Raw genomic sequence first — 25,931 nt, 5'->3', positions numbered from 1 at the left:
TCCAGGCAGAGCACAACATTCTGATGCACCCGTTCCACCAGCTGGGCGTGGCTGGCGTGTTTGGGGGTGCGCTGTTTAGTGCCATGCACGGGTCGTTGGTGACCTCGAGCCTGATTCGGGAGACCTCGGAAGAGGAGTCTCAGAACCTGGGGTACAAGTTTGGGCAAGAGGAAGAGACCTACAACATTGTGGCGGCGCACGGGTATTTTGGCCGGTTGATTTTCCGGTATGCGTCGTTCAACAACAGCCGGAGCCTGCACTTTTTCCTGGCGGCTTGGCCGGTGATTGGGATTTGGTTTACGGCGCTGGGGATCAGCATCATGGCGTTCAACCTGAACGGGTTCAACTTCAACCAGTCGATTGTGGACAGCAACGGTCGAGTGGTTGGGACGTGGGCTGATGTGTTGAACCGTGCCAACCTGGGGATGGAAGTGATGCACGAGCGGAATGCGCACAACTTCCCGCTGGATTTGGCGGCGGTGGAGGTAGCGCCTGCGGTGCGTGGCTGATGGCCTGACCTGACGCTTCAACAGCATTGGTGGATCCCCCGGCTTGGTCTGGGGGATTTTTTTGTTCTCTTTGCTGGGGTGATCTTTCCCAGAGCTTTTCTAGAGTTAAATTGGGGCCATTGCCTCTGTGACTTAGGGATATGGCAATCATTTCTTCTCGGGATACAGGCCAGAACGCTGAGGGCCCCAAGCGGCGGCAGCAAAAGTCTTCAGCCTGGAGAAAAGAAGGCAGAGAGTTGAGCTTTGCTGGGGAAAGGGGAGCGGATCCCTCTGCCCTGTTGCAGCCGCAAGCCCACCCTGGCGAAGCCCAGGAAGAATCCCTGCGCCCGCGCACCCTAGCGGAATATATTGGCCAGACGGAACTTAAAGAAGTGCTCTCCATTGCCATTGCGGCGGCCCGCGCTCGCCAAGAGCCTCTGGATCACCTGCTGTTCTACGGCCCGCCTGGTCTAGGCAAAACCACGGTGGCAGCAGTGCTGGCGGCAGAAATGGGATCCCAGTTCTACATGACCACCGCGCCAGCTTTGGAGAGCCCCCGCGACATTGCCGGGTATTTGGTGCGCTTGAAGCGGGGGGATGTGTTGTTTATTGACGAGATCCACCGCCTGCCCAAGGTTACAGAAGAATTGCTCTATCCGGCGATGGAGGATTTTCGTCTTGATATCACCATTGGCAAAGGTCGCTCTGCTCGCATCACCTCTCTGCCCTTGGAACGCTTTACCCTCATCGGGGCCACAACCCGCATTGGCGCCCTCACTTCTCCGCTGCGGGATCGCTTTGGCCACGTGCAACGGCTGCGCTTTTACGAGCCTCACGAGCTGGTGCAGATCGTGCTGCGCACGGCTCGCCTCTTAAATGTCTCCACCGATCCAGAAGGGGCTGCAGAGATCGCCCGCCGTTCTCGGGGCACGCCCCGCATTGCCAACCGCCTGTTCAAGCGGGTGCGAGATTACGCCCAGGTGCGAGGGGATGGCCACATTAGCCAAGAAGTGGCAGCAGCCGCTCTGGAGCTGTTCCAGGTGGATCCCATGGGTTTGGATTGGATCGATCGCAAGCTGCTGACGGTGCTGGTGGAGCAGTTCGGTGGAGGGCCAGTGGGCTTGGAGACGATGGCCGCGGTGACGGGTGAGGATCCCCAAACCATTGAAGAAGTGTATGAGCCTTATCTGCTGCAGATCGGCTACCTGCAGCGCACGCCCCGGGGTCGAGTGGTTACCCCTGCTGCGCTACGGCATCTGGGCTATGAAGCCCAGTCTCCTCTGCCTTTGTGGAGCTAATTTGTCTTTTCCCTCTCCCACAAAAGGAGAGAAGGGGTTGAGAGCTCCATATATATCTAGCTGCGGTCATTGCCCACAGGGCTGAAGCTGGGCACCACCAGCTCGCGGTTTTGCTTGGTGAGACGACCGTACAGCTCCTGGGTGTTGGGGAAGTTAGCCGCCGGCAAGGTGGGGAAGCGGCGATAGGGCACCGTGTCCTCGCCGAAGAGATCCCGATATTCCTGGGTGTTCAGCAAAGCGCGCACAAAGGCTTTCACCCCCTGGGTGGCCAAGATCTGGTTGTACTTGCGGATCTCCTGCTGGTTGAGGGGCGCACGGCCCAGGAAGTGCTTGGTGCCCAGCTCGATCACCTTGGTGTTGGGATAGGGGGCATAGAACTCGGAGCGGTACAGCTCGGAACACCCCAGGGCCTCGATGAACTCCTTGACGGTGATCTCGCCGTTGCGCAGCTTGGACTCGGCAGAGCTGAGCTCGGCGCTGATGTTGTAGATGTCCATATCCCGCTCGAAGACCTGCCGGTAGGCGGCGCGGATGAGGTTGTTGACTTCCGCTTTGTTGGCCAGGCTGGTGAGCTTGAAGACAGGGATCTCTTGGCGTACCTTGGGCACCCCCTGCTGGGCCCGCCGCTGGATTTCCAGCTCGCCGGAAGGCATATCCCGAGGCTGACCCAACTTGACAAAGAGAGGGATGTCGTCGTCGGTGCGAATGGGCTTGGTCACTGCCATGTCGGTGGAGCCGGGGCGCATCCGCCGCAGCGCCAGGCTGCCGGGGGTGAGGTAGCGCTCGTAGGGCACGATATCTTCCCCGAAGACCCGCTGGTACTCCTCGCCGTCCAAGATGGCATCCACCACCGCGTAGAACCCCTGCTTGGAGGCGATGTCAAATAGGCGGTTCATCTCCTGGCGTCCGTAGGTGGGTCGGCCCAGCAGCTTGCGGTGGATGAACTCGATGGCTTTGCAGACATACAAGCTGGACCAGTACTTGTTGCGGAAGAGATCCGACTTGGCCAGTTGGCGCACAAACTCTTTGACGGGAATTTCCCCCGACTCCAGCTTGATCTCCCAACGGGTTAGCCGTTGGCCTTCGTAGGGCACATAGCCGTATACCTGTTGGTAGCAGGCGCGGATCACCGCCTGGGTGGATCCCTCGCTGCCGACAATGCCGGCCCGCACCCCCAGCCGTCGGCTGCGATCTCCCGGAGTCTGGGTGAGCTTGAAAACCTTCGGGCCAAGGCTGCCGGGATCCCCCACTGCCTTGGGATTGGTGCGGGCGTTGGTGAGGGCAAAGCCGCGCCGGATGAGGATGCGCTTGACATCCTTGTTGAAGGGGGCGGGGCGGGCGCTGAGGGAACGGGTTTCCTTGGGGAAGATGGCCCCAAATTGGATCTCCAGCGGGTCGTTGCCGGAGCCATAGGCATGCTGATCCGGCAGAGGCCGGTTGTAGCGGGCAAAGAGGGTAATGAACTGGGGCACCTTGCGGCGGGGGGCAGCGTAGTTGTAGAGGTCGAATTTGGCCCCCCAGTTGGCGCTGGTTTGCGCTTCTACCCCCAGCTTGCGCAGGTAGGGTACCGTCTCTTCGCCGAAGTAGTCTCCGTACTCGCGGCTGTCCACCAGGGCGTCCACCAGGCCGGCCAGGCCCTTGCTGGAGATGATGGAGAAGTAGGTCTGCACTTCCTCGCGGGTTTCGGGAGCCCGCCCCAGGAAGTGGCGGAAGGCCAGCTCCACGACGCGGCTGTTGATGTAAGGCTCGTAGAACTGCTTGCGATACAGCTCCGATTTGCCCAGGCGGCGAATGAACTCCTTCATGGAGATCTCGCCGTTTTTCACCTTCGACTCCAGGTCGGAAAGCTTGAGGCCATAGGCGCGGCGGATATCCCGCTCAAACACCTGTCGATAGGCGGCCTTGATGACTTCTTCTTTCTCGGCGTTGGACAGCCCCGGCTTCATGGCAAAAACGGGAACTTTTTCGGCAGCCAAGTTGTAAACCTGGGGTAGCTGCAGCCCTTGCAGAGGGATCCCGTCGGCGGTGCTGGCATTGCGCTGCCGCAGCTTGTCGGAAGGGGCGGGGGCGATGAACTCGCTCAGCAAGACATCGAAATATTGGTTGATGATGGCAACTGCTTCGGCATCTTTGCGGAAGTAGCCAGCCGCCGCCCGCTTCATCTCTTGAATGGCGACAATGGTGGCCTCGGCGGAGCAGGCGTTTTCGATGATCTCCCGCAGGCCGCGGGTGTTGACGGCGATGATGCTGGGATCCCCGGCCACCAGGGCGTAGGTAACGTAGCGCAAAAACCAGCTCAGATCCCGCAGCGATTTGCGCATGTTGGCAGCTCCGTAGCGGGAGATGTTGATGGGGCGGAAATTGGGGGGAATCTCCACACCGCTGGCGCTAAAGATGTTGCGGATGGCCTCAATGAATCCGCCGGTGGATTCCACGTAGAAGGCAGTACCCAGCTTGAAGGCTTCTTTCTCGTCTTGGGTCGCTTCTGGCCGCTCCAGATAGGCCATGGGCGAGCCCCCTGTGAAGATGCGGTTGGCTGCCCGGCTGACGATGATTTCCGAATTGGCCGCAATGACCTCGGCAATCTCTAGCCGTTTCAGGCCGCTGGAGAAAAAGTCCTCGAGGCGATCCAGCTCGGTGCGTCCCAGATAGCGATCCTGCTGTTCCGCCTGGGAGATGGTCGATACAGGCACGGTTTGGTACAGACGGGGGTTGGAAACGACTGCGCCAGCGGATACGTTGATGCCCATCGATCTTTTAAACTCCGTTTTGATCGAAAAAACTGCCGACAAAGGCCGAGGACAGTGCCATCGAAGGGGGTGAAGAGGCTGACCCACGACTGGAGGAGCATCCCTCTCTGAGCTGAGAAGGATCGATGCCCGATCCCTGAGGGGGAAGCCAAGCCTAGAATACTAGGGGCACGGGCCCAGAGTGGGGAGGTTGTTGCAGTTTGTAACACTGTTTCTCATCCACAAAGACATGGCTCTCAACCCAGCTCTACCCTCCCATCTGTTGTCTTCCGCTTTTCTCCTTGAGGATTGGGAGCAGGGACATTACGAACGCGTTACCCAGGTTTTACAGCAACAGCTCGAGCAGGGATCCCCCTCTCCAGAGCTGTATTGGGAGCTGGGAGCCGCCTATCTCCTGCTGGGTCGGGAACTGGAGGCGCAGCTGGTGTGGCAAGAGGGCTTGGCGATGCTGCAAGCGGGGGGGGTGGCCGAATCCGAGGCCGTCTACCACCTGCTGAGGAGCTTGCAGGCTTTGGCGGAAAGCCTGTGGGAGAAGGGCCATTGGCCGCAGGCAGCAGCTCTGTATCGGCAGCTTCTGGAGTTGGGGGATGGGCTTTCTGGGCTGGAGCTGTCTTCTGGCCAGGCTTTGGCTGCCCACCGCATTGGCCTGACCCAAGAGCGGAGCCGGCTGTGGGCTGCGGCAGCGGAGTGGTTTGAGCGGGCTTGCCAGCAGGATCCGACGGCGGCAGAGAGTTTTTGGCGCTGGGGCTTGGCCCTGATGAAGCTGGGCCGTTTGCGAGAGGCGATTTCCCCTCTGCAGGAGGCTGCGCGGCTGCGCCCTGAGTGGGGGGATCCCTGGGTACAGATGGGCCTGGCGTGGCTGGATCTGCAGGATCCAGTTCAGGCTGTGGGGTGTTTCCAGGCGGCTGAGGCGCGGGGCACCAGGACGGCGCAACTCTACAGCTACTGGGCGGAAGCGGAAGTGCGGCTGGATCACCCTGAGGCGGCTTGGGAGAAGGTTTGCCGAGCGGTGGCAGCGGAACGGAATTGGGTGCAGGCGTGGTGCGAGGGCAGTGGCAGAGAAAGCCCTCTGCGGTCTGGACTGGAGCAGGCATGCAGAGGGGAGGGCCCCGATTGCCTGCTGTACTCGGCTTGGCGGCAGCGTTGGGCTCCAGAAGGCGTTGCCCTTCAAGCGGACTCTTTTTCCCAGAACACCCCCCCTACAACTGACTTCTGGCCAGTGCCAACCCAAGGCTACCTCACCACCCGGCAGTGGCATCAGGCCACGGGCGAAGGGGACTACCAACTGCTGGATCCAGGGGGGGTTCTCTGTCTGAAAGCGCCCCCTGCCGCTGATCCCGACATTTTGCAAAAGTTGCGCCCGCAGCGGATCCCCTTGGCAGAGACCTTTGTCGCCCAGATCCCCCGAGGATCCGTCCACGTGGGCCACTATCCCCGCCACCTCTACGCCAGCTTTGCCAGCGGGGTGCTCACCCGCCGGGGAGAATTGCTCGCCGATCTATCCCTGAGCTTGCCGCCGCCGGAGTTCCTCGACTGGGACTACAGGCCAGATCACCTGCGACACCACCCCCTGCTGGGCTTGCCCCATCTCCCCCCACCGATCCCACTGGATGGCCCCGTTGCCCTTTTGCCCTTGGGGGCAGTTAATTACTTTCACTGGATGGTGGATATTCTGCCGGCCCTCGATATCCTGCAGCGGTCGGGCGCCCTGGAAAAGGACATCCCCATCTTGATCCACGGGTATCAAAGAAAGCCCTTTCAGGTGCAGAGCTTGGCTGCTTTGGGGATCCCAGCCGAGCGCATCCTCAGCTTTGAGCAGTTGGGGGGATCCCATCTGCAAGCCCAAAACCTGATCGTGCCCTCAGCAGGCGCTCCGGTGGGGTGTTTGACGCCCAGGGGATTGGAGGTGCTGCGGCAACTGGCCCAGCCGAGTTTATCCATTGACCCCTTACAACCGCGGCGAATTTACATCAGCCGTCGCTCTGCCCGCTGGCGGCGGGTGATCAACGAAGCGGAGGTGCTAGCCTGTTTGCACCCTTGGGGATTTGCACCGGTGCAAATGGAAACCCTTTCTCTTCAAGAGCAAATAGCCCTGATGCAGGGGGCAGAGGCGGTGATCGGGATCCACGGGGCGGGCCTGACCAACCTCGCCTTTTGTCCACCCGGCACCACCGTCATCGAGATCTTGCCCAGCAATGCAGTGCTCCCCTATTTTTGGGTCATTGCCCAGGTGGCAGGGTTAAGGTACTTCCCTTTGGTAGCACCTGTTTGTGATCCGGCTTTGGTGGCTCTTCTTTCCAGCCCCGATTTGGATCGAGAAGATGCCTGGGTTCGGATCCCGGACTTGCTGAATGTGCTGGAACAGACAGGGATCAAGGGATGATGGGATCGGAGGGACTCGAACCCTCACGTTCTTGAGGAACAACGGATTTTAAGTCCGTAGCGTCTACCATTCCGCCACGATCCCAATCTGTCGGCAATAGCCGTACTACTCTACCAAACTGCTTGCCTTGGGGGGGCAAGTCTTTAAGTTGGTTCACCCAGCCCTGCAGTGGAGGGTATGAAGTAGGGGATTGCTGCCCCTGCTGATGGGATCCCTGCTGTGCCCGCTGGCTTGAAGCTCCTACAACTTCTCTTTCAAAAAAACGTTGGCCACCCAGATCCCCACCACCGCCAAGGCGGCCATCCCATAAAAGGTATAGCTATAGCTGCCCAGCCTATCGCGAATTTGCCCCGCGATCATCGTTCCCACCAAGGCCCCAACTCCATAGGCGGTAAACACAATGCCGTAGTTCTGGGCGTAGCGTTCGGGATCAAACAAGCGCAGGGTCAGGGCGGGAGCCATGGCCAGCCACCCCCCCAGGCAAAACCAAAGCAAGGAAAAAGTTACCCAGTAGGCCAGAAGGGATCCCTGAGGAGGCAGGAGCATTAGCCCACAGGCCAGCAGGATCAGCCCATAGGAGCCCGTAGTGACCTGATGGGGATGTAAGCGATCGGCCAACCAGCCAAACAGAGGACGGCTGAGCCCGTTGAAAATGGCGAAGAGAGCCACGCTGTTGGCAGCCGCAGGGGGATCCAGGCCGATCAGCTCTTCCCCCACAGGACCAGAAATCCCAATGGCGCTTAAACCAACCAGGGTGCCGATGGCGTAGCAGATCCACAGGCCATAGAAGGAGGGGTTCCTCAGCAGAGGGAGAGAGCGCCGAGAAGTCAACGGAGAGCGATCTGGGCCATTCGTGGATTTTCTTGGAAAAGATGGGGAAGGGATCCAATCGGGGGGAGGAAATCTCAGTTGGGTTGCGATCCCCAAGATCACCGCTGCAAAGAGGATCCCCAAAATCAGCAGCGTAGGCCGAGCCCCCAGTGCCTCGATCAAGCGGTTGGCTAGAGGAGCGGTAAGCAGGGGGGATAGGCCAAAGCCGATAATGGTGGACCCCACCGCCAATCCCTTGCGATCCGGGAACCAACGGGCTGCCACGGCCATTGGCACTCCATAGGCTATTCCCACACCGCTGCCGGCAATGACTCCATAGCAGAGGGCAATCCACCCAATGGAGGGGGCGAAGCTGGCCAGCCCATAGCCCAAACCCACCAAGCTGCCCCCCAGAGCCAGTACTCGGCGGGATCCCCAGCGGGGGATGACAAACCCTGTGATGGGCATGAGGGTAGCGTAGAACACGAGGGCAACGGTGTAGGGCAGCAGGCTCTCACTGGCCCCAATCCCCAGCTCTGTTTCCAGAGGCTTGCGGAAAATGCTCCAGGAATAGACGGTTCCCAGGCAAAGAAGAACCAGGAGCCCCAGGAGGATAAAAAGCCATCTCCCTCCATAGGCTGGTTGTCTATACAAAGTAATGGGGGATCCAACCCTTTTCATGGGTATTTGGAGCTTGTTAGCTTGTGGGGGCGTGGGGTAGCTAAGCCCCGCACTGTAACCGTAGCATCAGTGTCGGGATACAGATACCCCCACATGGTGTATGATGCGAGTAGTTGTACAAAACGGCGTTGCCGGAATCTGGTACAACTACGCGGTAGGGCATTCCGTGTCTGCGCGTGGAGGGTTCTTGCGAAGGCTCCCCGATGAAGCGCGAAGCCCACGCTGTACCTGTAGGGTCAGCGATGGGAGTATGTCACAGCTGAGTTCAACCCATTCTCTCAGCCCTTTCGAGGATGAGCCGATAGGAATAGAATTGCTTGAATTGTTCAGCCAACCGTTGGCTAGAGGCGTTTGGCCTCTACCGTCTTGGGCAGAGACAAAGGCTCCGGCAGCTCCGGGATGGACAATTCCCAACCGTTGCTCAAGGTGAAAATGGTTTCCCCGGCCTCTGAACGGGTGGCCACAACCGATTCTTCCAGATCTTTTTTGGGAACGTAGACCATCAAATGCCCGTAGGCACTTTCGTGCAGGATGACTTTCATAGCCCTTTCTCCACAAGTTCCAGCTCTTGGGCACGGCACCCCACCACCAAGCCTTTGGCCAAGCAGTGGACGGCATAGACGTAAAACCGTTGTAGAAAGGTGCCAATGGAAATCACGTAACCTTCGTCGCCCGGAACGGCCAAGATTTTCCCCACCGGCTGGCCGAAGAAGGTGCCATCGTTGCGGATGACCTTACGGATGCGGACTTTGTCGCCCAGCTCAAATTGGGGAGGGCGATCCAGCTCCAGTTCGTCGCTCATGGGGTACCTCCTGTGATTTCTGCCAGCACCTGACAAAGCTCTTGGCGGGTTAGGCTGCGGCCTACTTGGCGCGCCCGTCGAGACACGGCTGCCAAAATGGCCTGAGATTTGGAAGTTTCCTTTCCGGACAAGCGGTTAGACAACATCGGGATGGCTCTCCTCTGGGATGGGTTCTGGAGTGTGTTGCGCCCATTGCGTCAGCGTTGCGCGGCAATAACGGGCCAGTTCCGCCGGTGGGATCGGATGCTTGCAGTGGGTGACGTGCTGCCGCACCTGTTCCAGGAGCTTTTCCAGTTGGCCAGGTGGGATCTGCTCGACAGGGATCCCCTGTTCCTTGAGGATTTGCAGCAGCAAATGCCGGCCGGAGTGTTTGCCCAACACCAGCCGCCGCTGGCCGCCCACGGCTTCTGGTGGGAAAGGCTCATAGGTCTGGGGATCCCGTAGCACCCCTGCAGCGTGAATGCCCGACTCGTGGGCAAAGGCGTTGTCGCCAACGATGGCCTTCCAGGGGGGGAGGGGAGCACCGCTGGCCCGTGCCACCTGTTGAGACAGCTCCCGCAAACGGCGGGTATCCACCCCAACATCGATCCCCAAGGTGTAGCGCAAAGCCATCACCACCTCTTCCAGGGGGGCATTGCCGGCCCGTTCCCCCAGGCCGTTGACGGTGGTGTTCACCGACTGAGCGCCGGCGCGGATCCCGGCTAAGGCATTGGCAGTGGCCATGCCCAGGTCGTTGTGGGTATGCATCTCCACAGGGATATCGATGGCCCGCACCAGACGGCGAATCTGCTTGTAGGTGCTAAAGGGATCCAAAACGCCTACCGTATCGCAGTAGCGGAAGCGCCGACAGCCCCAGCTCTGGGCCATTTGGGCCAACTCGATCACCTGCTCCAGGGGGGTGCGGCTGGCATCTTCTGCCCCCACCGAGACCCACAGCCCTTGCTCCAAGGCCATCTCCACGCATTGGCGCAACTGTCGCAGCAGCCGAGGGCGATCCCCTTGGAACTTGGCAGCGATTTGCCGATCCGAGACCGGCACGGAGATGTGGATCCGCTTGAGGCCGCAACGAATAGAGGCGAGGATATCGCTGGGCACAGCCCGGTTCCACCCCAGCAGCTGAGCCCGCAGCCCCAGGCTGAGCATGGCGCGAATGGCTTCCGTTTCCACGGCGCCCATGGCCGGGATCCCCACCTCAATTTCGGGTACGCCAATGGCATCCAAGAGGGCGGCAATGGAGATTTTCTCGGGGATTTGGAAGGCTACCCCTGCCGCTTGCTCCCCATCGCGCAGGGTGGTGTCGTTGATGGTGATAGAGGAATTCATGGGATCCATCCTCCAAGGCCTACGGCCTGACAAGGCAATCGGTAACCGTCGATGGTGCTCCGCACCGCTGGCGCGACCCCGGTTGCGTCAGGGCAATCATGTCCAGGGTAGAAAGCTCAACCGAAGTTCTGGCAGAATTCATCAGATTCCTGTAAGGCTTGGCTGTTCCTCTTAGCGGGGTGGAGTCTTTGGAGCAGGGGATCCTTGACAAGATCTATCTAGCCTCTGGGATCCCCCTACTCCGGAAGCTAACGAATTAAGTCGAAGGAAAAATCGGTTTTGCCGGGGATGATGCTGCGCCGATCTGCCTCATCCAGAATGGTGTTGACAATCCAGTTAAGGAGGTTGAGCGCCCCCACATAGCCATAGGTGGGATAGCGATGCAGATGGTGGCGGTCGAAGATGGGGTAGCCGATGCGCACCAAAGGCGTGCCCGTATCCCGCCACAGGTATTTGCCGTAGGAATTGCCGATCAGCAGATCCACCGGCTCGGTGAACATCAGAGAGCGCAGATGCCAGAGATCCTTGCCCCCCCAGACGGTTGCCCCCTGTCCATAGGGACTGGAGGCCAGCAGTGCCCGCGCCTCGGCTTCGAACTCCTCGTTGCTGTTGGTCACCACCACATGGATCGGCTCCGCTCCCAGCTCCAGCAACAGGCTGAGCAAGCCCATCACCAGATCCGGATCCCCATACAGGGCTACCCGCTTGCCGTGGATCCACGCTTGGGAGTCCGTGAAAGCATCCACCGCCCGGCCCCGTTCGATCTCCAGCTCGGCGGGAATGGGCTTGCCCGTTAACTGGGATAGCTGCATCAAAAACTCATCCGTGCCCCGAATACCCACTGGCCGCGCCGTCAGGGTGGGCCGACCCGAGGCCTCTGCTAGAAACTCCAGGGTCTTGGGCGTGGTGTAGCGCTGGAAGGAAAAAGTAGCCTCGGCGTTGAGGCATTGGGCAGCCGCCTCCAAAGGGGTTCCTCCGGGATACATGTGGAAAGTGCCGTCGTTGGGCGAATCCAAATAGTCGGAGTTGTCCGCCAGCAGGGTCAGCGGGATCCCGAATAAGCCGAAGATGCGCTTGATCTCCCGCAAGTTGCCCATGTAGGTATCGAAGCCAGGGATGACGTTGATGTAGCCATTGCTACCCGTGCGGCCCACCGGCTCGGTGAGGGTGCTGAGAATGGCCTTGAGCATGTTGTCATAGCCGGTGATGTGGGATCCCACAAAGCTTGGCGTGTGGGCATAGGGCACCGGGAAGTCGCGGGAAATCACTCCCTCATTTCTGGCCGTGGTGATGAAGGCCCCCAGGTCATCCCCGATCACCTCCGCCATGCAGGTGGTGCACACGGCGATCATCTTGGGCTTGTAGAGGGCGTAGGCATTTTCCAGTCCCTCGATTAGGTTTTTGAGGCCGCCAAACACCGCCGCATCTTCCGTCATCGAGGTGGAGACCGCCGAAAAGGGCTCCTTAAAGTGGCGGGTGAGATGGGTGCGAAAATAGGCCACACACCCCTGGGATCCATGGACAAAGGGCAGAGTTCCCTCAAAGCCGACAGCGGCGAAGATGGCCCCTAAGGGCTGGCAAGCCTTGGCAGGGTTTATCGTCAAAGCTTCCCGCTGAAAGTTTTTCTCCCGGTATTCCCAAGATTTTGTCCATTCGGCCACCCGGGCCACTTCTTCCGGGGAAGGGAGATCTTCAAAGGTTTGCTTGCACTGCAGAAGCGCCTGATACTCCGGATCTTGAAACAGGCGGGCATGATCTTTGATGTCTTGGATATCTTGCGGCATGGTCGGTCTCCTAATGAGGGGCAGGGGAAGGAAGGGCCGTTGGCGTCTGGGATCCCGGCGGCAAGCTAGGATTTCCAGGGGGCTTTGACCAGATCCCAGGTGGGGCTATTCAAAGCTAAATCCATATCGCGGGCGAACACGGCAAAGCCGTCGTAGCCGTGGTAGGGGCCGGAGTAGTCCCAAGAGTGCATCTGGCGGAAGGGCAAAGCCATCTTTTGAAAGACGTACTTCTCCTTGATGCCGGAGGCGATGAGATCTGGCTTCAACCTCTTGGCAAATTCTTCAAACTCGTAGCCGGACACGTCATCGTAGATGAGGGTGCCGTCGTCGATGTACTGGGTGGTGCGCTTGTAGTCGTCGCCGTGGCCGAATTCGTAGCCGGTGGCAATCACCTCCATGCCCAGCTCCCGGAAGGCCGGGATGACGTGGCGGGGCCGCAGTCCGCCCACCATCAGCATCACCCGCTTGCCCTCCAGGCGGGGACGGTACTTGGCAATGATGGCCTCGCTCTGGGGCTTGTACTTGGCGATCACCTGCTCTGCCTTGGCCTGGATGGTCTCGTCAAACCGCTGGGCGATGGCCCGCAGCGACTTGGCAATTTGGGTGGGGCCAAAGAAGTTGAACTCCAGCCAGGGGATCCCGTAGGCTTCCTCCATGTGGCGGCAGATGTAGTTCATGGAGCGGTAGCAGTGGATGAGATTCAGCTTCACCCGAGGGGCAAGCAGCATCTCGTTCCAGGTGCCATCGCCGGAGAACTGGGTCACTACCCGCAGGCCCATCTCCTCCAGCAAAATCCGGGAAGACCAAGCGTCGCCGCCGATGTTGTAGTCCCCAATCAGGGCCACATCGTAGGGGCCGGGCTCAAAGTTGAGGGATCCCTCCTTCGCTTTCTTGTCGGCAATGGGCAGAACCCAGTCCCGCACCGTATCGTTGGCGATGTGGTGGCCCAGGGACTGGGAGACCCCCCGAAAGCCTTCGCAGCGCACCGGTACCACCGGCTTGCCAATTTCTTTGGAAACTCTCTTGGCCACTGCCTCGATGTCATCCCCGATCAAGCCGACGGGGCATTCGGACTGGATGGTAATGCCTTTGGCCAAGGGGAAGAGTTCGCTGGCTTCTACCAAGAGTTTGGCCAGTTTTTTGTCCCCCCCGAACACCACATCTCGCTCCTGGAAATCGGAGGTGAACTGCATGGTAACGAAGGTATCTACCCCGGTTGTGCCGACGTAGTAATTGCGCCTTCCCGACCAGGAGTAGTAGCCGCAGCCCACGGGGCCGTGGCTGAGGTGGATCATGTCTTTGACCGGCCCCCACACCACTCCTTTGGAACCGGCGTAAGCACAGCCGCGGGTGGTCATGACGCCGGGGATGGATTTAATGTTAGATTTTACTCCGCAATCTGCTTTGCCCTCGTCATAGACGTTGAGGTGCTTAGCTCTCTTTTTCTGAGCTTTTTCGGGGTAGGTTTCCAGAACCTCCGTTACGATTTTCCGGGTTTCCTCTTTGAGGGTACTTTTCAGAGTAGTCATGAGAACCTCAGCTATTGGGTGTCATGGATAAAAGCCACAGTGCGAAGGGGGGCTGAGGGAGGAAACCAGCTACCCCCAGCCCGTCTTTTCGGGGATCAGACAGGGGCCAGCTCTTTTTCGGTTTTGCCGATGAGGTGGGCGATTTTCTGGTCGTCGTCCAAAACGCCGAACTCTATCAACAACTGCTCCAGCTCATCCATAGAGATGGGGGTGGGGATCCTCAGATCCGTGTTGTTGATGATTTTTTTGGCCAGGGCGCGGTACTCGTCAGCTTGGTTGCAGTCGGGGGAGTACTCGATCACCGTCATGCGGCGCAATTCTGCGTGCTGAACCACATTGTCGCGGGGGATGAAGTGCAGCATCTTGGTGTTGAGCTTTTCGGCCAGAGCCTCGATCAGCTCGATCTCGCGATCCACTTTGCGGCTGTTGCAGATCAAGCCACCCAAGCGCACGCCGCCAGAGTAGGCGTATTTCAGCACGCCGCGGGCGATGTTGTTGGCCGCATACATGGCCATCATTTCGCCGGAGCAAACAATGTAGATCTCTTGGGCCTTGCCCTCCCGAATGGGCATGGCAAAACCGCCGCAGACCACGTCCCCCAGCACGTCGTAGCAGACAAAGTCCAGATCCTCGTAGGCACCGTTTTCTTCCAAGAAATTGATGGCGGTGATGATGCCTCGTCCGGCACAGCCAACACCAGGCTCGGGGCCACCGGATTCCACGCAGCGCACCCCTCGGTAGCCGGTGAGAACCACTTCTTCCAGCTCCACGTCTTCTACGGATCCCCGCTCAGCCGCCAGGTGAAGGACGGTGGTCTGGGCTTTGCAGTGCAACATGAGGCGGGTGGAATCGGCCTTCGGGTCGCAGCCGACGATCATGATCCGCTGCCCCAATTCGGCCATACCGGCAACGGTATTCTGACAGGTGGTGGATTTGCCGATACCGCCTTTGCCGTAGAATGCAATTTGTCTCATGGTTCAGTTCTCCTAATGAAGACTTGAGGAAAAACTTGAGGGCGACTTAAGGGTTAGAAATCTCCTGCCAATGGGCGCAACTGGTCGCATTAGCGAGACGGGATCCTTACTGCAAAGGATTTCAGCTCGCGGGAAGGCAGCCTTGGATCCTGGGCAGGATCTGGAAGCAAACCGGTTGAACGGTGGGGCTCTCCCGAATCGAGGCAGGAGATGGGGGAAGCGACGGGGAGTAACAGTGGGGCAGATCATAGGGCTCTCAGGCTTATCGAGAATGGGGAACTAGAGGGCATGCACGGTTAAAGTGGGCCACACCTGTTCTTGCAGGCGGGTTTCGATGAGCAACCGCAGGGTGTTTTGCTGGCTGGGGCAGGTGGTGCAGGATCCCTTGAGGCGCACCCACACCTGATCCCCTTCCAGGTCGTACAGCTCCACATCGCCGCCATCGGCCAACAGCAGCGGGCGAACTTCCTCCTCCAGGACGGCCTGAATGCGGGCGATCTTTTGCAAGGTGGTGAGGGGAGGGGGTGTCGCTGTTGCCGAGACAGGAGGGGGAGCAGCAGGAGAGGGCTCTGTCTGGTTTTGGGAGTTCCCTTTTGAATTTCTTGAATCTTCTGAAGGGGTTGCGTCAGTCTCGGCCAGAACAGCGGCGATCAGGTCTTCAATCTGGGCCAGGCAGGAGCCACAACCGCCGCCCGCTTTGCTGTAGGCTGTTACTTCCTCAACGGAGGTGAGGCGGTTTTCCCGGATCAAGCGGCGGATCTTTTGCTCGCTGACGCCAAAGCAGGAGCAGACCAAGGCGCTGTCATCATCCGTATGGTCAGGTAGGGGAAGGCCGCGATAGCTGTAGATGGCCGCCTCCAGAGCCTCTTGCCCCATCACCGAGCAGTGCATCTTGGCGGGGGGCAAGCCGCCCAGGTAATCGGCGATCTGGCGGTTGTCGATCCGCAGGGCTTCATCCAGGGTGAGGCCGGTGATTAGCTCCGTCAGGGCCGAGGAAGAGGCAATGGCGCTGGTGCAGCCGAAGGTTTGGAAGCTGGCAGCCAAGATGCGCTCGCTGGCCTCGTCCACCTTTAAGTAGAGCCGCAGGGCATCGCCACAGGTGATGCTGCCCACTTCTCCCACCACCACCCGAACACCAGGCTCGGAGCTGGGATCCATTGCCCCTTGGTTTTTGGGGTGGTAGAAGAGTTCCAAAACTTTTTCGCTGTAGTCCCACATGGCTGGATCCTGAGTTGAGGATGCGAACGGTCGAGGGAAGATGAGTTTGAGGGGGGTCAGCGGTGAGCCAGTTCCCGCTCCTGCTGTTGCAGCCAGTCTTCCGCCTCGTGGCTGAAGGGGGAGATGGCCCGCAAATGCTCGATGATCCCCGGCAAAACCTCCAGCACCCGCTCCACCTCTGCCGGCTGGGTAAAGCGAGAGAGGCTGAAGCGGATTGAGCCGTGCAAAACGGTGTAGGGCAGGCCCATGGCCCGCAGCACATGGGAGGGCTCCAGGGATCCGGAAGTGCAGGCGGAGCCGGAGGAGGCGCAGATGCCGTATTTGTTCAGCCAGAAGAGGATCGCTTCCCCTTCCACGAACTTGAAGCCCAAGTTGGTGGTGTTGGGCAGCCGCTGAGTGGGGTGGCCGTTAACCTGGACATCCGGGATCCGCTGTAGCAAGCCCTGCTCCAAGCGATCCCGCAGCAGCCGCTCATGGGGATCCCCGAGGTGGGCTTGGGCCAGCTCCGCTGCCTTGCCCAGAGCGATGATGCCCGGCACATTTTCCGTCCCGGCGCGGCGGCCTCGCTCCTGATGCCCTCCCAGCAGCAACGGACGGAAGCGCAAGCCCCGCCGCACATAGAGAGCGCCGATCCCCTTGGGGGCATGCAGCTTGTGCCCGGAAAGGGTGAGGAGATCCACCGGCAGGCGCTGCAGATCGAGAGGGATCTTGCCCACCGCCTGTACTGCGTCCACATGGACAACAGCCCCATAGCTGCGAGCCAGGGATCCCACCGCCTCGATGGGGAAAAGCACGCCCGTCTCGTTGTTGGCGGCCATGCAGCTCACCAGGGCAGTATCGCCGGTCAGGGCTGCTTCCAGCTCCAGCAAGTCCAGGCAGCCTTGCTCATCCACCGAGAGGTAGGTGACGCGGTAGCCTTGTTTTTCCAGGTGCTTGCAGACGTTGAGCACCGAGGCGTGCTCTACCTGCGTGGTGATGATGTGGCGCTTCTGGGGTTGGGCTGCCAAGGCTGCATAAATGGCCGTGGTGTTGCCTTCGGTGCCGCCACTGGTGAAGACGATCTCCGTCGGGTCGGCTCCCAGAAGGGCTGCCACCTGTTCGCGGGCTTGGTTGAGGGCACGCCCCACCTGGCCGCCAAAACTGTGCATCGAGGAGGGGTTGCCGTAGAAGGTCTGCAAATAGGGCAGCATCGCCTCCAGAACCAGGGGATCCACGGCGGTGGTGGCGTTGTTGTCCAGGTAGATCACGGGGTTCATACAGGCTCCGAATCGATACAAGGTAGGGGTTGGGCAACGTTAAACGGCTTGCGGAGCGTGGGAATGGCACTGCTTTGGGCAAATGCGAGCGCAAGCCTGACAGCCGATGCAGAGGGCGGCATTGAGGATGGTCATCACTTTGCGCTCACTTTCTTCTTCCTCTTCGTTTTCGACAAACTCGCCGTCTTCGTTGAGGGCTCTGAGGGCGAACACACCCCGGCCACAGACCTTGAGGCAACGGCTACAGCCGAGGCAGCGGCTGATATCCAAGCTTTCGATAAACTGTGGGATCCAGGGCAGTCCGCCTTTGGTGAGAGCAGTTGCAGTAGCCATAGCCGCGTCTCCAAAAGATGAGGTCTCAAGATCGGGAAGATTTGCTGTCCAGGGCCTGGTTGACCAACCAGGTGCGGTAAAACTTGAGGGCCACCGTTTCAATGAGGTCGTAGTCTTCCACCACTTCGATGCCGGCCTCGCGGATGCGCTTCATGGGGCAATCGCCGATCTTGGAGACCAATACAGCTCGGCAATCCCTGATGAGATCCAGGATTTGCTCTAGGTTGTTGTCCTCCCCGGATCCCCCGTGGCAGTACTGCGGGATCTTGCGGTGGCCGACAAACTGCGCCCCACGGGCGTTGACCTCGTAGATCAAAAACTCCCGTGCATGGCCGAAGTGGCGATTGACCAGGCCGCCGCCTTTGCTGGCTACGGCCACCAGGATGGAGGGGCTGTCGGGAGGCAGGTCGGCTGTCCAGTGGGTTGGGGTTGACTGCTGCTGAGCTTGCAGTTGGGCAATGCTTGCCTGTACCTGGCGGCGTTTTTCGGGGTCGTATTCGGGGGTCATCTGCATAAAGCGCTCCTTGGTAAACTCTTGGCTGCGGTCTTCCCCCAGCAGGCCCACCGCGTCCGCCCGACACTGGCGACAGTGGCGCATCATCCGCATGTTGCCGGAGCACCGATCTTGCAGGGCTTTCAACTCCTGAGGGGTGGGGCCCCGCTGGCCGATAAGGCCGAAGTAGGTGCCGTGTTCAGGCGCCGAGATCAGGGGCATGATGTTGTGCAAGAAAGCCCCTTTCTCCTGGATCACCCGGTTCACTTCCAAGAGGTGGGTGTCGTTGATGCCGGGAATGAGAACGGAGTTGACTTTGCAGAGGATGTCTGCCTCCCGCAGCAGATCCAGGCTTTCCATCTGCCGTTCGTGCAGGATGCGGGCTGCCTCCACCCCTCGAATGCGCTTGCGTCGCCAGCGGATCCAGGGGTAGATCCTGGCCCCGATCTCCGGATCCACCATGTTGATGGTCAGGGTGACGTGGTCAATGTTCAGCCGTTTGATCTCGTCGATGTAGTCCGGCAACATCAGGCCGTTGGTGGAAAGGCAGAGCTTGAGATCCGGAGCTTTCTCGGCAATGCGGGCAAAGGTTTCGAAGGTTTGCTTGGGGTTGGCCAAGGGATCCCCAGGCCCAGCAATGCCCACCACCGTCAGTTGCGGGATCTTGCCGGCAATCACCAGCACTTTGTGGGCGGCTTCCGCCGGGGTAAGCAGCTCGCTGACCACACCGGGCCGGCTCTCGTTGGCACAGTCGAACTTGCGGTTGCAGTAGTTGCACTGGATGTTGCAGGCGGGGGCTACCGCCACGTGCATGCGGGCGTAGTGATGGTGAGCTGCTTCGCTGTAGCAGGGATGGGTGGCGATGCGTTGCTGCAGATGAGGGGGGAGAGCCTGGCGGGGGCTGCTGCTGCAAGCGCAGGCCGATGGGAAGGGGGATCCCTGGCGGGGCGGAGTTGAAAGGGGCGGCATAGTGGGGTCAACCAGGGGATAGAACGTTACTGGCGGTTATATCAACCGCCCTCTGCCCGCTCCGTTGCACTCAGCCCGGTAGAACTGATCGAGTTTATTGGCTTTGTACTCAAGACCTGCAAAGCCTGATGGCAGGCCAAATCCAACTTTTTTTAGGGGTCAAGGGTCTGGTTTTTCAAGGCCGGGGATGCCGTATTTTGACCCAAAGGGGCGGGGGATCCGGCTGTGGGGAGGATCCCCGGAATCCCTGATTCGACAAGGGCTTGGGGCAATGCTTAGGAAATACTAAAAATCTGCTCAGATGCACTCAAGCGCCGCAGCCTCGGCTGCGTTTTGCATCAATTGCTACGATTTAATATCGTATCAGCCCAAAAGTGTATTGAAAATAGCCGTTTGAGTTTGAGGAAAGATCCCCCTGGGGCAAAGTCCTCGCCAAGGAAGTGAAGACTATTGCGGCGGCAGGCCGTCGGACTTTCTTGTTGTGACAGGGGGGATGTACTCGCTCAAATACCCATACCCTTCCCCAAAAATACCGGATCCCTGCGGGCAAAAGACTCAACCCCCTGCCCTCAGAAAAACTTTTTTTGCCCTCTGGGCCAAGCTTCCAGGGTTTGAGTACATCGGCAATAACTCAATCAATCCTGATCGCCCGCTGCCAAGCCTGAGCCCCTGCAGCCGCTTGCTATAAGCGGGGGATATAAGCGGGGGAACAGAAACCCAACGGTTCTGCCCTCTGCTGAGACTCCCTCCTGCTTCCCAACCGGTGAGCTTATGTCCCCCCTTGTTTCTCCCCCACCGAAAACGGCTGAAGTGCTGCAGGTGCCCCGTTGCGATCGCTGGCGGATTCTCTACCGTCTGCAGGAGCTGGATTTGACCTGTGGCTGTACCCCGACCGGCCAACTGTGGGTGATGATTCGCACCCCCACCGAAGCCCTCCTCGTCCACAGTGTGCTCCGCCTTTTCGCCCTTGACCGCTCTGGCTGGCTGAATTGGTTGGATCGCTGCTGGTCTCTCCAGACCTGGGATCCCCCTGAGAGATCTGCAGGAGGGGATGACCACCCCTGAACCTCTGCCGTTTGCCTTCTTGCTTCTCCTGTTCACCTCGTTTTGGTAGCGCCAATGACCACTCCATCCCCCTCAACTCGCTCCTTCCAACAAGTCCGAGACAACCCCGTTCACCTGGGACGGGAGATCACGGTTCCCATCTGCGAGGGCCTCAACCTGGCTTGGGCCAGTCTTCAGGGGCTGTATTTGCAGTATCTGAAGCACCATCTGGTTGTCGAAGGAGCAGAGTTCTACTCAATTCATCAATTTTTCAACGAAAGTCTACAGGAAGTTCAGAACCACGCCCATGAGGTGGGGGAGCGCCTGAACGGCCTGGGTGGGATCCCGGCCTCCAGCTTTGCCAAGCTGGCGGAGCTGTGCTGCTTCAGCCCGGAAGGGGACGATGCATTGGCCGTGCGGCCCATGCTGGAAGCGGATTTGCGGGCCGAGCAAAGCCTGATCGATCTGCTGCGTCGCCAGGCGGCTCTGGCGGAAAGTGTTGGGGATCGCGCCACCCGTCACCTCTACGAGCAGATTTTGCTGCGGACGGAAGAACGGGCCTTTCACCTGGCCCACTTTCTGGCTGCCGACAGCTTGGTTTTGGGCTTGTCCCCATCCTAGCTTGCCCATCTACGCCCACCCCTCGTTTTGGGAGACTCTGCCATGCTTACCCCCGATCGGGCGCCGCTGCTGCAGTTTTTGCAAGTTGAGCTTGGGATCCCGGAATCCGCCCTCACCTTCGCCCTGAAACGGCATGGGTGTGAACAGGGCCCTTTGCCCATGATTCTTTGGCATTACGGGCTGATTTCCTTGGAGCAACTGGAGCAGATTTTTGAATGGTGTGCTCCCCCTCCTCTTGTTACCAATTCTACCCATTCGGAGGTTTAAGCCATGACTTATCCCTACCCTTCTCTTCCCTTTCCCAGAGTCGGCAACCCTTTGGGATGGCTCGGCCTGGTTTTGAACTCAATTTTCAGATCCGCCCTGAAGTGGCCGCGCCGCTGGCTCAACAGCATTGAAATTCGGGGATCCCGGCAGGCGCGTTGGATTTGTCGTTTGATCCCGGCTTCCTGTCCCTTTGAGCGGGATATCCGACTGGGATCCCGCACCGTTCACATTCCGGCCCTCTGTCGCATCAACCCCCTCTACGAGGAGATCATCGCCCTGCGGCTACGGGCGGCGGCTTATCTGGCCGAAGCTGCGGCTCAACCCCAGCCCCCCTCTTCTCAGGAGATCCCATCATGCCCATGATCAGCCGGACTAAAGTGGCGGAGCTGCTCAACGAGACCGCCTGCGAGCACAACCACAAGAAAGACGGCAAAGGCAAAAACAAAGTCTGTGCCGAGCAAGCCAAGCCAGGAGGAGCGCAGGGAGGCTGTGCCTTTGACGGGGCTTCGATTGCCCTGGTGCCGATCGCCGATGCCGCCCATCTAGTACATGGGCCAATCGCCTGCAGCGGCAACTCTTGGGGGACGCGGGGCAGCCTCTCTTCTGGCCCCCAGCTTTATCGGGTGGGCTTCACCACCGATCTGAGCGAGAACGAGATCATCTTCGGGGGGGAGGAAAAGCTGTTCCAGGCCATCCTTGACTTGCAGGCCAAATACCAGCCTGCCGCCATTTTTGTCTATCTCACTTGTGTAACTGCCCTCATTGGCGACGATGTGGAGGCCGTGTGTCAGCGGGCCAGCCGCCAGCTTGGGATCCCGGTCATTCCGGTGAATGCGCCCGGCTTTGTGGGCAGCAAAAACTTGGGTAACCGTCTGGCCGGAGAAGCGCTGCTGGACTATGTTATCGGCACCGCCTCCCCGGAGTACACCACTCCCCGCGACATTAACCTCATCGGCGAGTACAACATTGCCGGCGAGCTGTGGGATGTCTTGCCTCTGTTTGACGAGCTGGGGATCCGCATCTTGGCCAAGATCACCGGCGATGGCCGCTACCGCGAGATCTGTACCGCCCACCGGGCCAAGCTGAACGTCCTCATCTGCGCCAAAGCCCTGCTCAATGTGGGCCGCAAGATGCAGGAGCGCTACGGGATCCCCTACATTGAGGCTTCCTTTTACGGGCTGCAGGAGATGAACCACTGCCTACGGGCCATTGCCCAAGGGCTGAAGGATCCCGAACTGCAGGAGCGTACCGAGGCCCTCATCGAGCGGGAAACTCGCGCCACCGAGGCGGCTTTGGCCCCCTACCGGCAGCGGCTGGCGGGCAAACGAGTTGTCCTTTATACCGGCGGGGTGAAAAGTTGGTCGATCATCTCTGCTGCCCGAGATCTGGGGATGCAGGTAACGGCCACCAGCACCCGCAAAAGCACCGAAGAAGACAAAGCCCGCATCCGCGAGCTGCTCGGCCAGGATGGCATTCTCTTGGACAAGGGCAGCCCTCAAGAGCTGCTCAAGGTGGTGGAGCGCACGAAAGCGGACTTGCTCATCGCCGGCGGACGCAACCAGTACACCGCCCTCAAGGCCCGCATCCCCTTTCTGGACATCAACCAGGAGCGGCACCATGCCTATGCCGGCTATCGCGGCCTGGTGAACTTGGCGCGGGAAATCGATGCTGCCCTCCACAGTCCCATTTGGGAGCAGTTGCGACGGCCTGCCCCCTGGGAGACCTCAGCAGCAAAGGAGGTGGGAGGATGGCCCAGTTGATTCAAGAACGCAAGCCCCTCAGCGTCAACCCCCTCAAACTCAGCGCTCCGCTGGGAGCGGCCCTGGCCTTTCTGGGGATCAAGGGCTGTCTGCCGCTCTTCCACGGTTCCCAAGGCTGTACGGCCTTTGCCAAAGCGCTGCTGGTACGCCATTTCCGCGAGGCCATTCCCATGTCCACCACTGCCATGTCCGAAGTGGACACCATCTTGGGAGGCGAGGAGAATGTCGAAGCTGCCATCCTCACCTTGGTGGAGAAGGCCCAGCCGGAGCTGATTGGTCTTCTGACCACCGGCCTCACGGAAACCCGCGGGGACGATATGCCGCGCATCCTGCGGGAGCTGCGCCGACGCCAGCCGCAATTGCAGGATCTGCCCATCGTCTTGGCCTCCACGCCTGACTTTAAGGGATCCCTGCAGGACGGCTATGCCATCGCCGTCAACAGCTTGGTCAGCACCCTGCCGGAATCGCCGTCGGGATCCGTCCGCCCTGCCCAGGTAACGGTGCTGTGCGGGCCTGCCCTCACCCCTGCCGACGCCCAGGAGATCAAAGAAATGGCGGAGGCTTTTGGCCTAGAGCCGATCCTGGTGCCGGATCCCGCGGGTTCCCTGGACGGACACTTGGGCACCGGCTTTAGGGCGACCCCAGACGGCGGCACCACCCTTGAGCAATTGCGCCAGCTCGGGCGATCCGGCCTCACCATAGCTGTCGGCGAGAGCATGCGCCCTGCCGCTCAGATCCTGGCCCAGCGCTTTGGCACCCCCTATCGGGTTTTCCCCCACCTGACCGGTCTCAAGGCTGTGGATCCCTTTTTGGCAACCTTGGCCGATCACAGCCAGCAGCCGGTGCCCCTACGCTACCGCCGCCAGCGCAGCCAAGTCCAGGATGCCCTCCTGGATTGCCACTTTTTCTTCGGCAACCAGCGGATTGCCTTGGCCCTAGAAGCCGATCTGCTCTGGGGGTGGGTGGACTGGCTGCTGGATATGGGCTGTCAGATCCAGGCGGCCATCAGTCCCACACCGGATCCCCACTTGACCACCCTTCCCATTGAGGCAGTGCGGGTGGGAGATCTGGGGGATCTGGAGGAGCTAGCACCCGGGGCTGACCTGCTGGTGGGCAACTCCCACGTGGCGCGCCTGGGCAAGCGGCTGGGGATCCCAGTGCATCGAATGGGGATCCCTATCTTCGACCGGCTGGGGGCCAACCACATCTGTCAGGTGGGCTATCGCGGCACCCTATCCCAACTGTTTGCCGTCGGCAACCTGCTGATGGAGCAGGAGGAAGCCCGTCACCCCAGCCCACCCCAGGTTTCTAGGCAGGGATTCTAAGGGATCCAGAGCTTCGAAGGGCAGCCCAAGTGCCCCTAGCTCCCCCAAACCCTCAAGTTCACGTTTCTAAGGAGAACGCCTATGCAAGTGGCCTTTACAACCCGCGACGGCAAGCACGTCAATGCCCACTTTGGCTGGGCCAACCAGATCGACCTCTACGAAGTCACCCCCGAAGGCTACCGATTTTGTAAGACCCTCACCTTTGGGGGCAACTTGGAGGCAGATGGCAACGAGGACAAGCTGGTGCCCAAGCTGCAGGCTTTGGCCGATGTCACCCTCATCTACGTGGCTGCCATTGGCAGCAGTGCCGCCGCCCGCCTGATCAACCGCCGCATCACCCCCATCAAAGTGCAGTCGGAAGAAGAATCCATCGAGAGCTTGTTGCAGCGCCTGGTAACCACCCTGCACAATCCTCCCCCCTGGCTGCGCAAAGTGCTCTTGGCCGAGCGCGTCAGCAGACCGGAGTCCTCAACTCCAGTTGTGGAGGCTCAGCCATGACCGTCACCCCTCTCTCTCCCTCGACCAGCCCCATCTTGCAAGAGATCGTTCGCCAGATGCGGGCGGCGGATCCCTACGGCACCTACCGCGCCTGGAGTGATGAGTTGCTGCTCAAGCCCTTTGTCGTCACCAAAGCCCAAAAACGCCAGATATCCCTCGAAGGGGAGGTGGATCCCGGGGTGCGGAGCCGCATTCTCATCTACTACCGCGCCATTGCCGCCCTGATTGAAAAGGAAACGGGCCTCCTAGCTCAGGTGGTGCTGGATCTCAACAGCGAAGGCTTTGGTTGGGTGCTGGTCTTCTCGGGGCGGCTGTTGTTGGTGGTCAACACCCTGCGAGACGCCCATCGCTTCGGTTTCGAGTCTCTCGAACAGCTCACTGAAAAAGCTACTGCCCTTATCGACAAAGGGATCCAACTGGCCCGAACCTACCCCGAGGTGGGCCGACTGTAGCCGCTTGTCTCCGTCCCGGCAGCCATTTTTTCTTCTTTTTCTTCAGCAATTAGGAGTGCCTTGCCCATGTTGAATGAGAGTGACGTTGAGAATGTTGTGAACGGCCTGGATTTCGAGCCCTTCGAACACCTCTCTGCCGACCAGCTCCGCAGCGAGATCAAGCGCCTAAACAGCAAAGCAGGCCAACTGAAAATGGATCTGCACGATCTGGCCGAGGGGCTACCCGACGGGTTCGAGCGACTCCCCGACTTGGCAGCCCGCACCTATGCCCTGTTTGCCCGGCTGCACACCCTCAGACAACGCTTGAAAACCCTGGAGACCTGCCGATGAGTTGGAACCACAACCGCCGTTGGAAAGACTTCCAAGCCCTAGTCAATGCCGAGGATTATTTCGCTTTTTTCGAGCTCCCCTACGATCCGCGGGTGGTCAACGTGAATCGCCTGCATATCTTACGCAAATTCGCTCAGTATCTAGGCCCTCTGGAGTGTTTCCAGGGCAGCGAAGAAGAGCGATTGGAGCAAGCTCGGCAAGCGCTGGAAAAAGCGTACCAAACCTTTCTCACCTCTACTCCGCAGCAGGAGAAGCTATTCCGAGTCTTTCAAGACTACGGTTGTCCAGATGCTGTCGGCGGCTGTGCCGGCTGCAGCTCTTTGGGAGAGCGGGGCGAATGCAGCCCTGGGATCCCTGCCTAAGATCTCTTGTTTACCCCTCGTCAGCTCTCTGGAGACTCCATCATGGCTACCTACACAGTTCACTTGGTTAACCTAAAACGACAGCTTGATACAGCCTTTTAATTTAAAATAGGGTACAGGTATTCAAGAGGAAGGAGAGAAAGGAATGCCGACTCATTCTTTGGATTTGCGGCAAAGAGTT

25 protein-coding genes, 1 tRNA gene and 1 pseudogene are annotated in these 25,931 nt (G+C 59.7%); 13 read left to right on the top strand and 14 right to left on the bottom strand.

The window, feature by feature from the left end:
- Positions 1-509: pseudogene (locus ACVWXF_RS11410) on the top strand (photosystem II q(b) protein); the annotation flags it as partial.
- 140 nt (positions 510-649) lie between these two features.
- Positions 650-1,786, top strand: coding sequence for a Holliday junction branch migration DNA helicase RuvB (gene ruvB, locus ACVWXF_RS11405; protein ID WP_011430641.1), 1,137 nt, complete (start codon positions 650-652; stop codon positions 1,784-1,786).
- Positions 1,787-1,842: 56 nt separating this feature from the next.
- On the opposite strand, the gene ACVWXF_RS11400 is transcribed toward ruvB, so the two are convergent.
- The gene (locus ACVWXF_RS11400) at positions 1,843-4,536 is read right to left on the bottom strand and encodes a phycobilisome rod-core linker polypeptide (RefSeq protein WP_457474431.1); all 2,694 of its coding nucleotides are present in this window, start codon (positions 4,534-4,536) and stop codon (positions 1,843-1,845) included.
- A gap of 193 nt (positions 4,537-4,729) precedes the next feature.
- Between ACVWXF_RS11400 and ACVWXF_RS11395 the strand changes: the two genes are divergently transcribed.
- Positions 4,730-6,919 (top strand): glycosyltransferase 61 family protein, encoded by a 2,190-nt coding sequence (locus ACVWXF_RS11395; protein WP_457474430.1) that lies wholly within the window; start codon positions 4,730-4,732, stop codon positions 6,917-6,919.
- Here ACVWXF_RS11395 and ACVWXF_RS11390 read toward each other — a convergent pair.
- From ACVWXF_RS11390 to nifB, 13 genes are all read right to left on the bottom strand, one after another.
- Positions 6,920-7,003: transfer RNA gene (locus ACVWXF_RS11390), tRNA-Leu, on the bottom strand.
- Positions 7,004-7,159: 156 nt separating this feature from the next.
- The gene (locus ACVWXF_RS11385; RefSeq protein ID WP_457474432.1) at positions 7,160-8,416 is read right to left on the bottom strand and encodes an L-lactate MFS transporter; all 1,257 of its coding nucleotides are present in this window, start codon (positions 8,414-8,416) and stop codon (positions 7,160-7,162) included.
- 335 nt (positions 8,417-8,751) lie between these two features.
- Positions 8,752-8,952 carry a putative nitrogen fixation protein NifT gene (nifT, locus tag ACVWXF_RS11380; protein WP_011430645.1) on the bottom strand — a complete coding sequence of 67 codons (201 nt, stop codon included), beginning with the start codon at positions 8,950-8,952 and terminating at the stop codon, positions 8,752-8,754.
- Positions 8,949-9,212, bottom strand: a complete 264-nt coding sequence (locus tag ACVWXF_RS11375) for a nitrogen fixation protein NifZ (RefSeq protein ID WP_011430646.1) — start codon at positions 9,210-9,212, stop codon at positions 8,949-8,951. Before ACVWXF_RS11375 ends, nifT begins: the two co-directional genes overlap by 4 nt.
- Positions 9,209-9,358, bottom strand: coding sequence for a hypothetical protein (locus ACVWXF_RS11370; RefSeq protein ID WP_011432085.1), 150 nt, complete (start codon positions 9,356-9,358; stop codon positions 9,209-9,211). The genes ACVWXF_RS11375 and ACVWXF_RS11370 overlap by 4 nt, the downstream gene beginning before the upstream one ends.
- Complete coding sequence (gene nifV, locus ACVWXF_RS11365) at positions 9,348-10,535, bottom strand: homocitrate synthase (RefSeq protein ID WP_457474429.1); 1,188 nt, start codon at positions 10,533-10,535, stop codon at positions 9,348-9,350. The genes ACVWXF_RS11370 and nifV overlap by 11 nt, the downstream gene beginning before the upstream one ends.
- A gap of 248 nt (positions 10,536-10,783) precedes the next feature.
- The gene (nifK, locus tag ACVWXF_RS11360) at positions 10,784-12,319 is read right to left on the bottom strand and encodes a nitrogenase molybdenum-iron protein subunit beta (protein WP_011430649.1); all 1,536 of its coding nucleotides are present in this window, start codon (positions 12,317-12,319) and stop codon (positions 10,784-10,786) included.
- Between the two features lie 65 nt (positions 12,320-12,384).
- A complete protein-coding gene (gene nifD, locus ACVWXF_RS11355) occupies positions 12,385-13,848 on the bottom strand; it encodes a nitrogenase molybdenum-iron protein alpha chain (RefSeq protein WP_457403730.1) in 1,464 nt (487 codons plus the stop codon).
- Between the two features lie 95 nt (positions 13,849-13,943).
- Positions 13,944-14,822, bottom strand: coding sequence for a nitrogenase iron protein (gene nifH, locus ACVWXF_RS11350; RefSeq protein WP_011430651.1), 879 nt, complete (start codon positions 14,820-14,822; stop codon positions 13,944-13,946).
- Between the two features lie 279 nt (positions 14,823-15,101).
- Positions 15,102-16,040, bottom strand: coding sequence for a Fe-S cluster assembly protein NifU (gene nifU, locus ACVWXF_RS11345; protein ID WP_414390659.1), 939 nt, complete (start codon positions 16,038-16,040; stop codon positions 15,102-15,104).
- Positions 16,041-16,096: 56 nt separating this feature from the next.
- Positions 16,097-17,296 (bottom strand): cysteine desulfurase NifS, encoded by a 1,200-nt coding sequence (gene nifS, locus ACVWXF_RS11340; protein ID WP_457474428.1) that lies wholly within the window; start codon positions 17,294-17,296, stop codon positions 16,097-16,099.
- 39 nt (positions 17,297-17,335) lie between these two features.
- Entirely contained in the window at positions 17,336-17,629 is a 294-nt protein-coding gene (gene fdxB / locus ACVWXF_RS11335; RefSeq protein WP_414355671.1) for a ferredoxin III, nif-specific, read from the bottom strand.
- Between the two features lie 25 nt (positions 17,630-17,654).
- Complete coding sequence (nifB, locus tag ACVWXF_RS11330; RefSeq protein WP_457474427.1) at positions 17,655-19,091, bottom strand: nitrogenase cofactor biosynthesis protein NifB; 1,437 nt, start codon at positions 19,089-19,091, stop codon at positions 17,655-17,657.
- 771 nt (positions 19,092-19,862) lie between these two features.
- On the opposite strand from nifB, the gene ACVWXF_RS11325 reads away from it, so the two are divergent.
- The 10 genes from ACVWXF_RS11325 (at position 19,863) to nifW (ending at position 25,750) form a co-directional block, all read left to right on the top strand.
- Complete coding sequence (locus ACVWXF_RS11325) at positions 19,863-20,156, top strand: Asr1405/Asl0597 family protein (RefSeq protein ID WP_011430657.1); 294 nt, start codon at positions 19,863-19,865, stop codon at positions 20,154-20,156.
- Between the two features lie 54 nt (positions 20,157-20,210).
- Positions 20,211-20,756 (top strand): ferritin-like domain-containing protein, encoded by a 546-nt coding sequence (locus ACVWXF_RS11320; RefSeq protein ID WP_011432075.1) that lies wholly within the window; start codon positions 20,211-20,213, stop codon positions 20,754-20,756.
- A gap of 42 nt (positions 20,757-20,798) precedes the next feature.
- Positions 20,799-21,023, top strand: a complete 225-nt coding sequence (locus ACVWXF_RS11315) for a DUF2949 domain-containing protein (protein ID WP_011430659.1) — start codon at positions 20,799-20,801, stop codon at positions 21,021-21,023.
- Between the two features lie 3 nt (positions 21,024-21,026).
- Positions 21,027-21,386 (top strand): Mo-dependent nitrogenase C-terminal domain-containing protein, encoded by a 360-nt coding sequence (locus ACVWXF_RS11310; RefSeq protein ID WP_011430660.1) that lies wholly within the window; start codon positions 21,027-21,029, stop codon positions 21,384-21,386.
- Positions 21,377-22,783 carry a nitrogenase iron-molybdenum cofactor biosynthesis protein NifE gene (gene nifE / locus ACVWXF_RS11305; RefSeq protein ID WP_457388649.1) on the top strand — a complete coding sequence of 469 codons (1,407 nt, stop codon included), beginning with the start codon at positions 21,377-21,379 and terminating at the stop codon, positions 22,781-22,783. Before ACVWXF_RS11310 ends, nifE begins: the two co-directional genes overlap by 10 nt.
- Positions 22,771-24,108, top strand: coding sequence for a nitrogenase iron-molybdenum cofactor biosynthesis protein NifN (gene nifN, locus ACVWXF_RS11300; RefSeq protein ID WP_457474426.1), 1,338 nt, complete (start codon positions 22,771-22,773; stop codon positions 24,106-24,108). Before nifE ends, nifN begins: the two co-directional genes overlap by 13 nt.
- Before the next feature lie 81 nt (positions 24,109-24,189).
- Positions 24,190-24,606 (top strand): nitrogen fixation protein NifX, encoded by a 417-nt coding sequence (nifX, locus tag ACVWXF_RS11295; RefSeq protein ID WP_414373904.1) that lies wholly within the window; start codon positions 24,190-24,192, stop codon positions 24,604-24,606.
- The gene (locus ACVWXF_RS11290) at positions 24,603-25,058 is read left to right on the top strand and encodes a NifX-associated nitrogen fixation protein (RefSeq protein ID WP_414373906.1); all 456 of its coding nucleotides are present in this window, start codon (positions 24,603-24,605) and stop codon (positions 25,056-25,058) included. The genes nifX and ACVWXF_RS11290 overlap by 4 nt, the downstream gene beginning before the upstream one ends.
- A gap of 66 nt (positions 25,059-25,124) precedes the next feature.
- On the top strand, positions 25,125-25,388 hold the full coding sequence (locus ACVWXF_RS11285) for a CCE_0567 family metalloprotein (protein WP_011430665.1): 264 nt from the start codon (positions 25,125-25,127) through the stop codon (positions 25,386-25,388).
- Positions 25,385-25,750, top strand: a complete 366-nt coding sequence (nifW, locus tag ACVWXF_RS11280) for a nitrogenase-stabilizing/protective protein NifW (protein WP_414355663.1) — start codon at positions 25,385-25,387, stop codon at positions 25,748-25,750. The genes ACVWXF_RS11285 and nifW overlap by 4 nt, the downstream gene beginning before the upstream one ends.
- The last annotated feature ends 181 nt before the right edge of the window (positions 25,751-25,931 follow it).

It is taken from the genome of Thermostichus sp. MS-CIW-40 (assembly GCF_054058315.1).
Note: the sequence above shows the minus strand (reverse complement) of the source record. Positions and strands in the feature narration are given on the sequence as shown.

What these genes read in the sequence shown, in the direction of transcription:
- ruvB (WP_011430641.1), top strand. Translation starts at nt 650, where the DNA reads ATGGCAATCATTTCTTCTCGGGATACAGGCCAGAACGCTGAGGGCCCC.
- ACVWXF_RS11400 (WP_457474431.1), bottom strand. Translation starts at nt 4,536, where the DNA reads ATGGGCATCAACGTATCCGCTGGCGCAGTCGTTTCCAACCCCCGTCTG.
- nifT (WP_011430645.1), bottom strand. Translation starts at nt 8,952, where the DNA reads ATGAAAGTCATCCTGCACGAAAGTGCCTACGGGCATTTGATGGTCTAC.
- ACVWXF_RS11375 (WP_011430646.1), bottom strand. Translation starts at nt 9,212, where the DNA reads ATGAGCGACGAACTGGAGCTGGATCGCCCTCCCCAATTTGAGCTGGGC.
- ACVWXF_RS11370 (WP_011432085.1), bottom strand. Translation starts at nt 9,358, where the DNA reads ATGTTGTCTAACCGCTTGTCCGGAAAGGAAACTTCCAAATCTCAGGCC.
- nifV (WP_457474429.1), bottom strand. Translation starts at nt 10,535, where the DNA reads ATGAATTCCTCTATCACCATCAACGACACCACCCTGCGCGATGGGGAG.
- nifK (WP_011430649.1), bottom strand. Translation starts at nt 12,319, where the DNA reads ATGCCGCAAGATATCCAAGACATCAAAGATCATGCCCGCCTGTTTCAA.
- nifD (WP_457403730.1), bottom strand. Translation starts at nt 13,848, where the DNA reads ATGACTACTCTGAAAAGTACCCTCAAAGAGGAAACCCGGAAAATCGTA.
- nifH (WP_011430651.1), bottom strand. Translation starts at nt 14,822, where the DNA reads ATGAGACAAATTGCATTCTACGGCAAAGGCGGTATCGGCAAATCCACC.
- nifU (WP_414390659.1), bottom strand. Translation starts at nt 16,040, where the DNA reads ATGTGGGACTACAGCGAAAAAGTTTTGGAACTCTTCTACCACCCCAAA.
- nifS (WP_457474428.1), bottom strand. Translation starts at nt 17,296, where the DNA reads ATGAACCCCGTGATCTACCTGGACAACAACGCCACCACCGCCGTGGAT.
- fdxB (WP_414355671.1), bottom strand. Translation starts at nt 17,629, where the DNA reads ATGGCTACTGCAACTGCTCTCACCAAAGGCGGACTGCCCTGGATCCCA.
- nifB (WP_457474427.1), bottom strand. Translation starts at nt 19,091, where the DNA reads ATGCCGCCCCTTTCAACTCCGCCCCGCCAGGGATCCCCCTTCCCATCG.
- ACVWXF_RS11325 (WP_011430657.1), top strand. Translation starts at nt 19,863, where the DNA reads ATGTCCCCCCTTGTTTCTCCCCCACCGAAAACGGCTGAAGTGCTGCAG.
- ACVWXF_RS11320 (WP_011432075.1), top strand. Translation starts at nt 20,211, where the DNA reads ATGACCACTCCATCCCCCTCAACTCGCTCCTTCCAACAAGTCCGAGAC.
- ACVWXF_RS11315 (WP_011430659.1), top strand. Translation starts at nt 20,799, where the DNA reads ATGCTTACCCCCGATCGGGCGCCGCTGCTGCAGTTTTTGCAAGTTGAG.
- ACVWXF_RS11310 (WP_011430660.1), top strand. Translation starts at nt 21,027, where the DNA reads ATGACTTATCCCTACCCTTCTCTTCCCTTTCCCAGAGTCGGCAACCCT.
- nifE (WP_457388649.1), top strand. Translation starts at nt 21,377, where the DNA reads ATGCCCATGATCAGCCGGACTAAAGTGGCGGAGCTGCTCAACGAGACC.
- nifN (WP_457474426.1), top strand. Translation starts at nt 22,771, where the DNA reads ATGGCCCAGTTGATTCAAGAACGCAAGCCCCTCAGCGTCAACCCCCTC.
- nifX (WP_414373904.1), top strand. Translation starts at nt 24,190, where the DNA reads ATGCAAGTGGCCTTTACAACCCGCGACGGCAAGCACGTCAATGCCCAC.
- ACVWXF_RS11290 (WP_414373906.1), top strand. Translation starts at nt 24,603, where the DNA reads ATGACCGTCACCCCTCTCTCTCCCTCGACCAGCCCCATCTTGCAAGAG.
- ACVWXF_RS11285 (WP_011430665.1), top strand. Translation starts at nt 25,125, where the DNA reads ATGTTGAATGAGAGTGACGTTGAGAATGTTGTGAACGGCCTGGATTTC.
- nifW (WP_414355663.1), top strand. Translation starts at nt 25,385, where the DNA reads ATGAGTTGGAACCACAACCGCCGTTGGAAAGACTTCCAAGCCCTAGTC.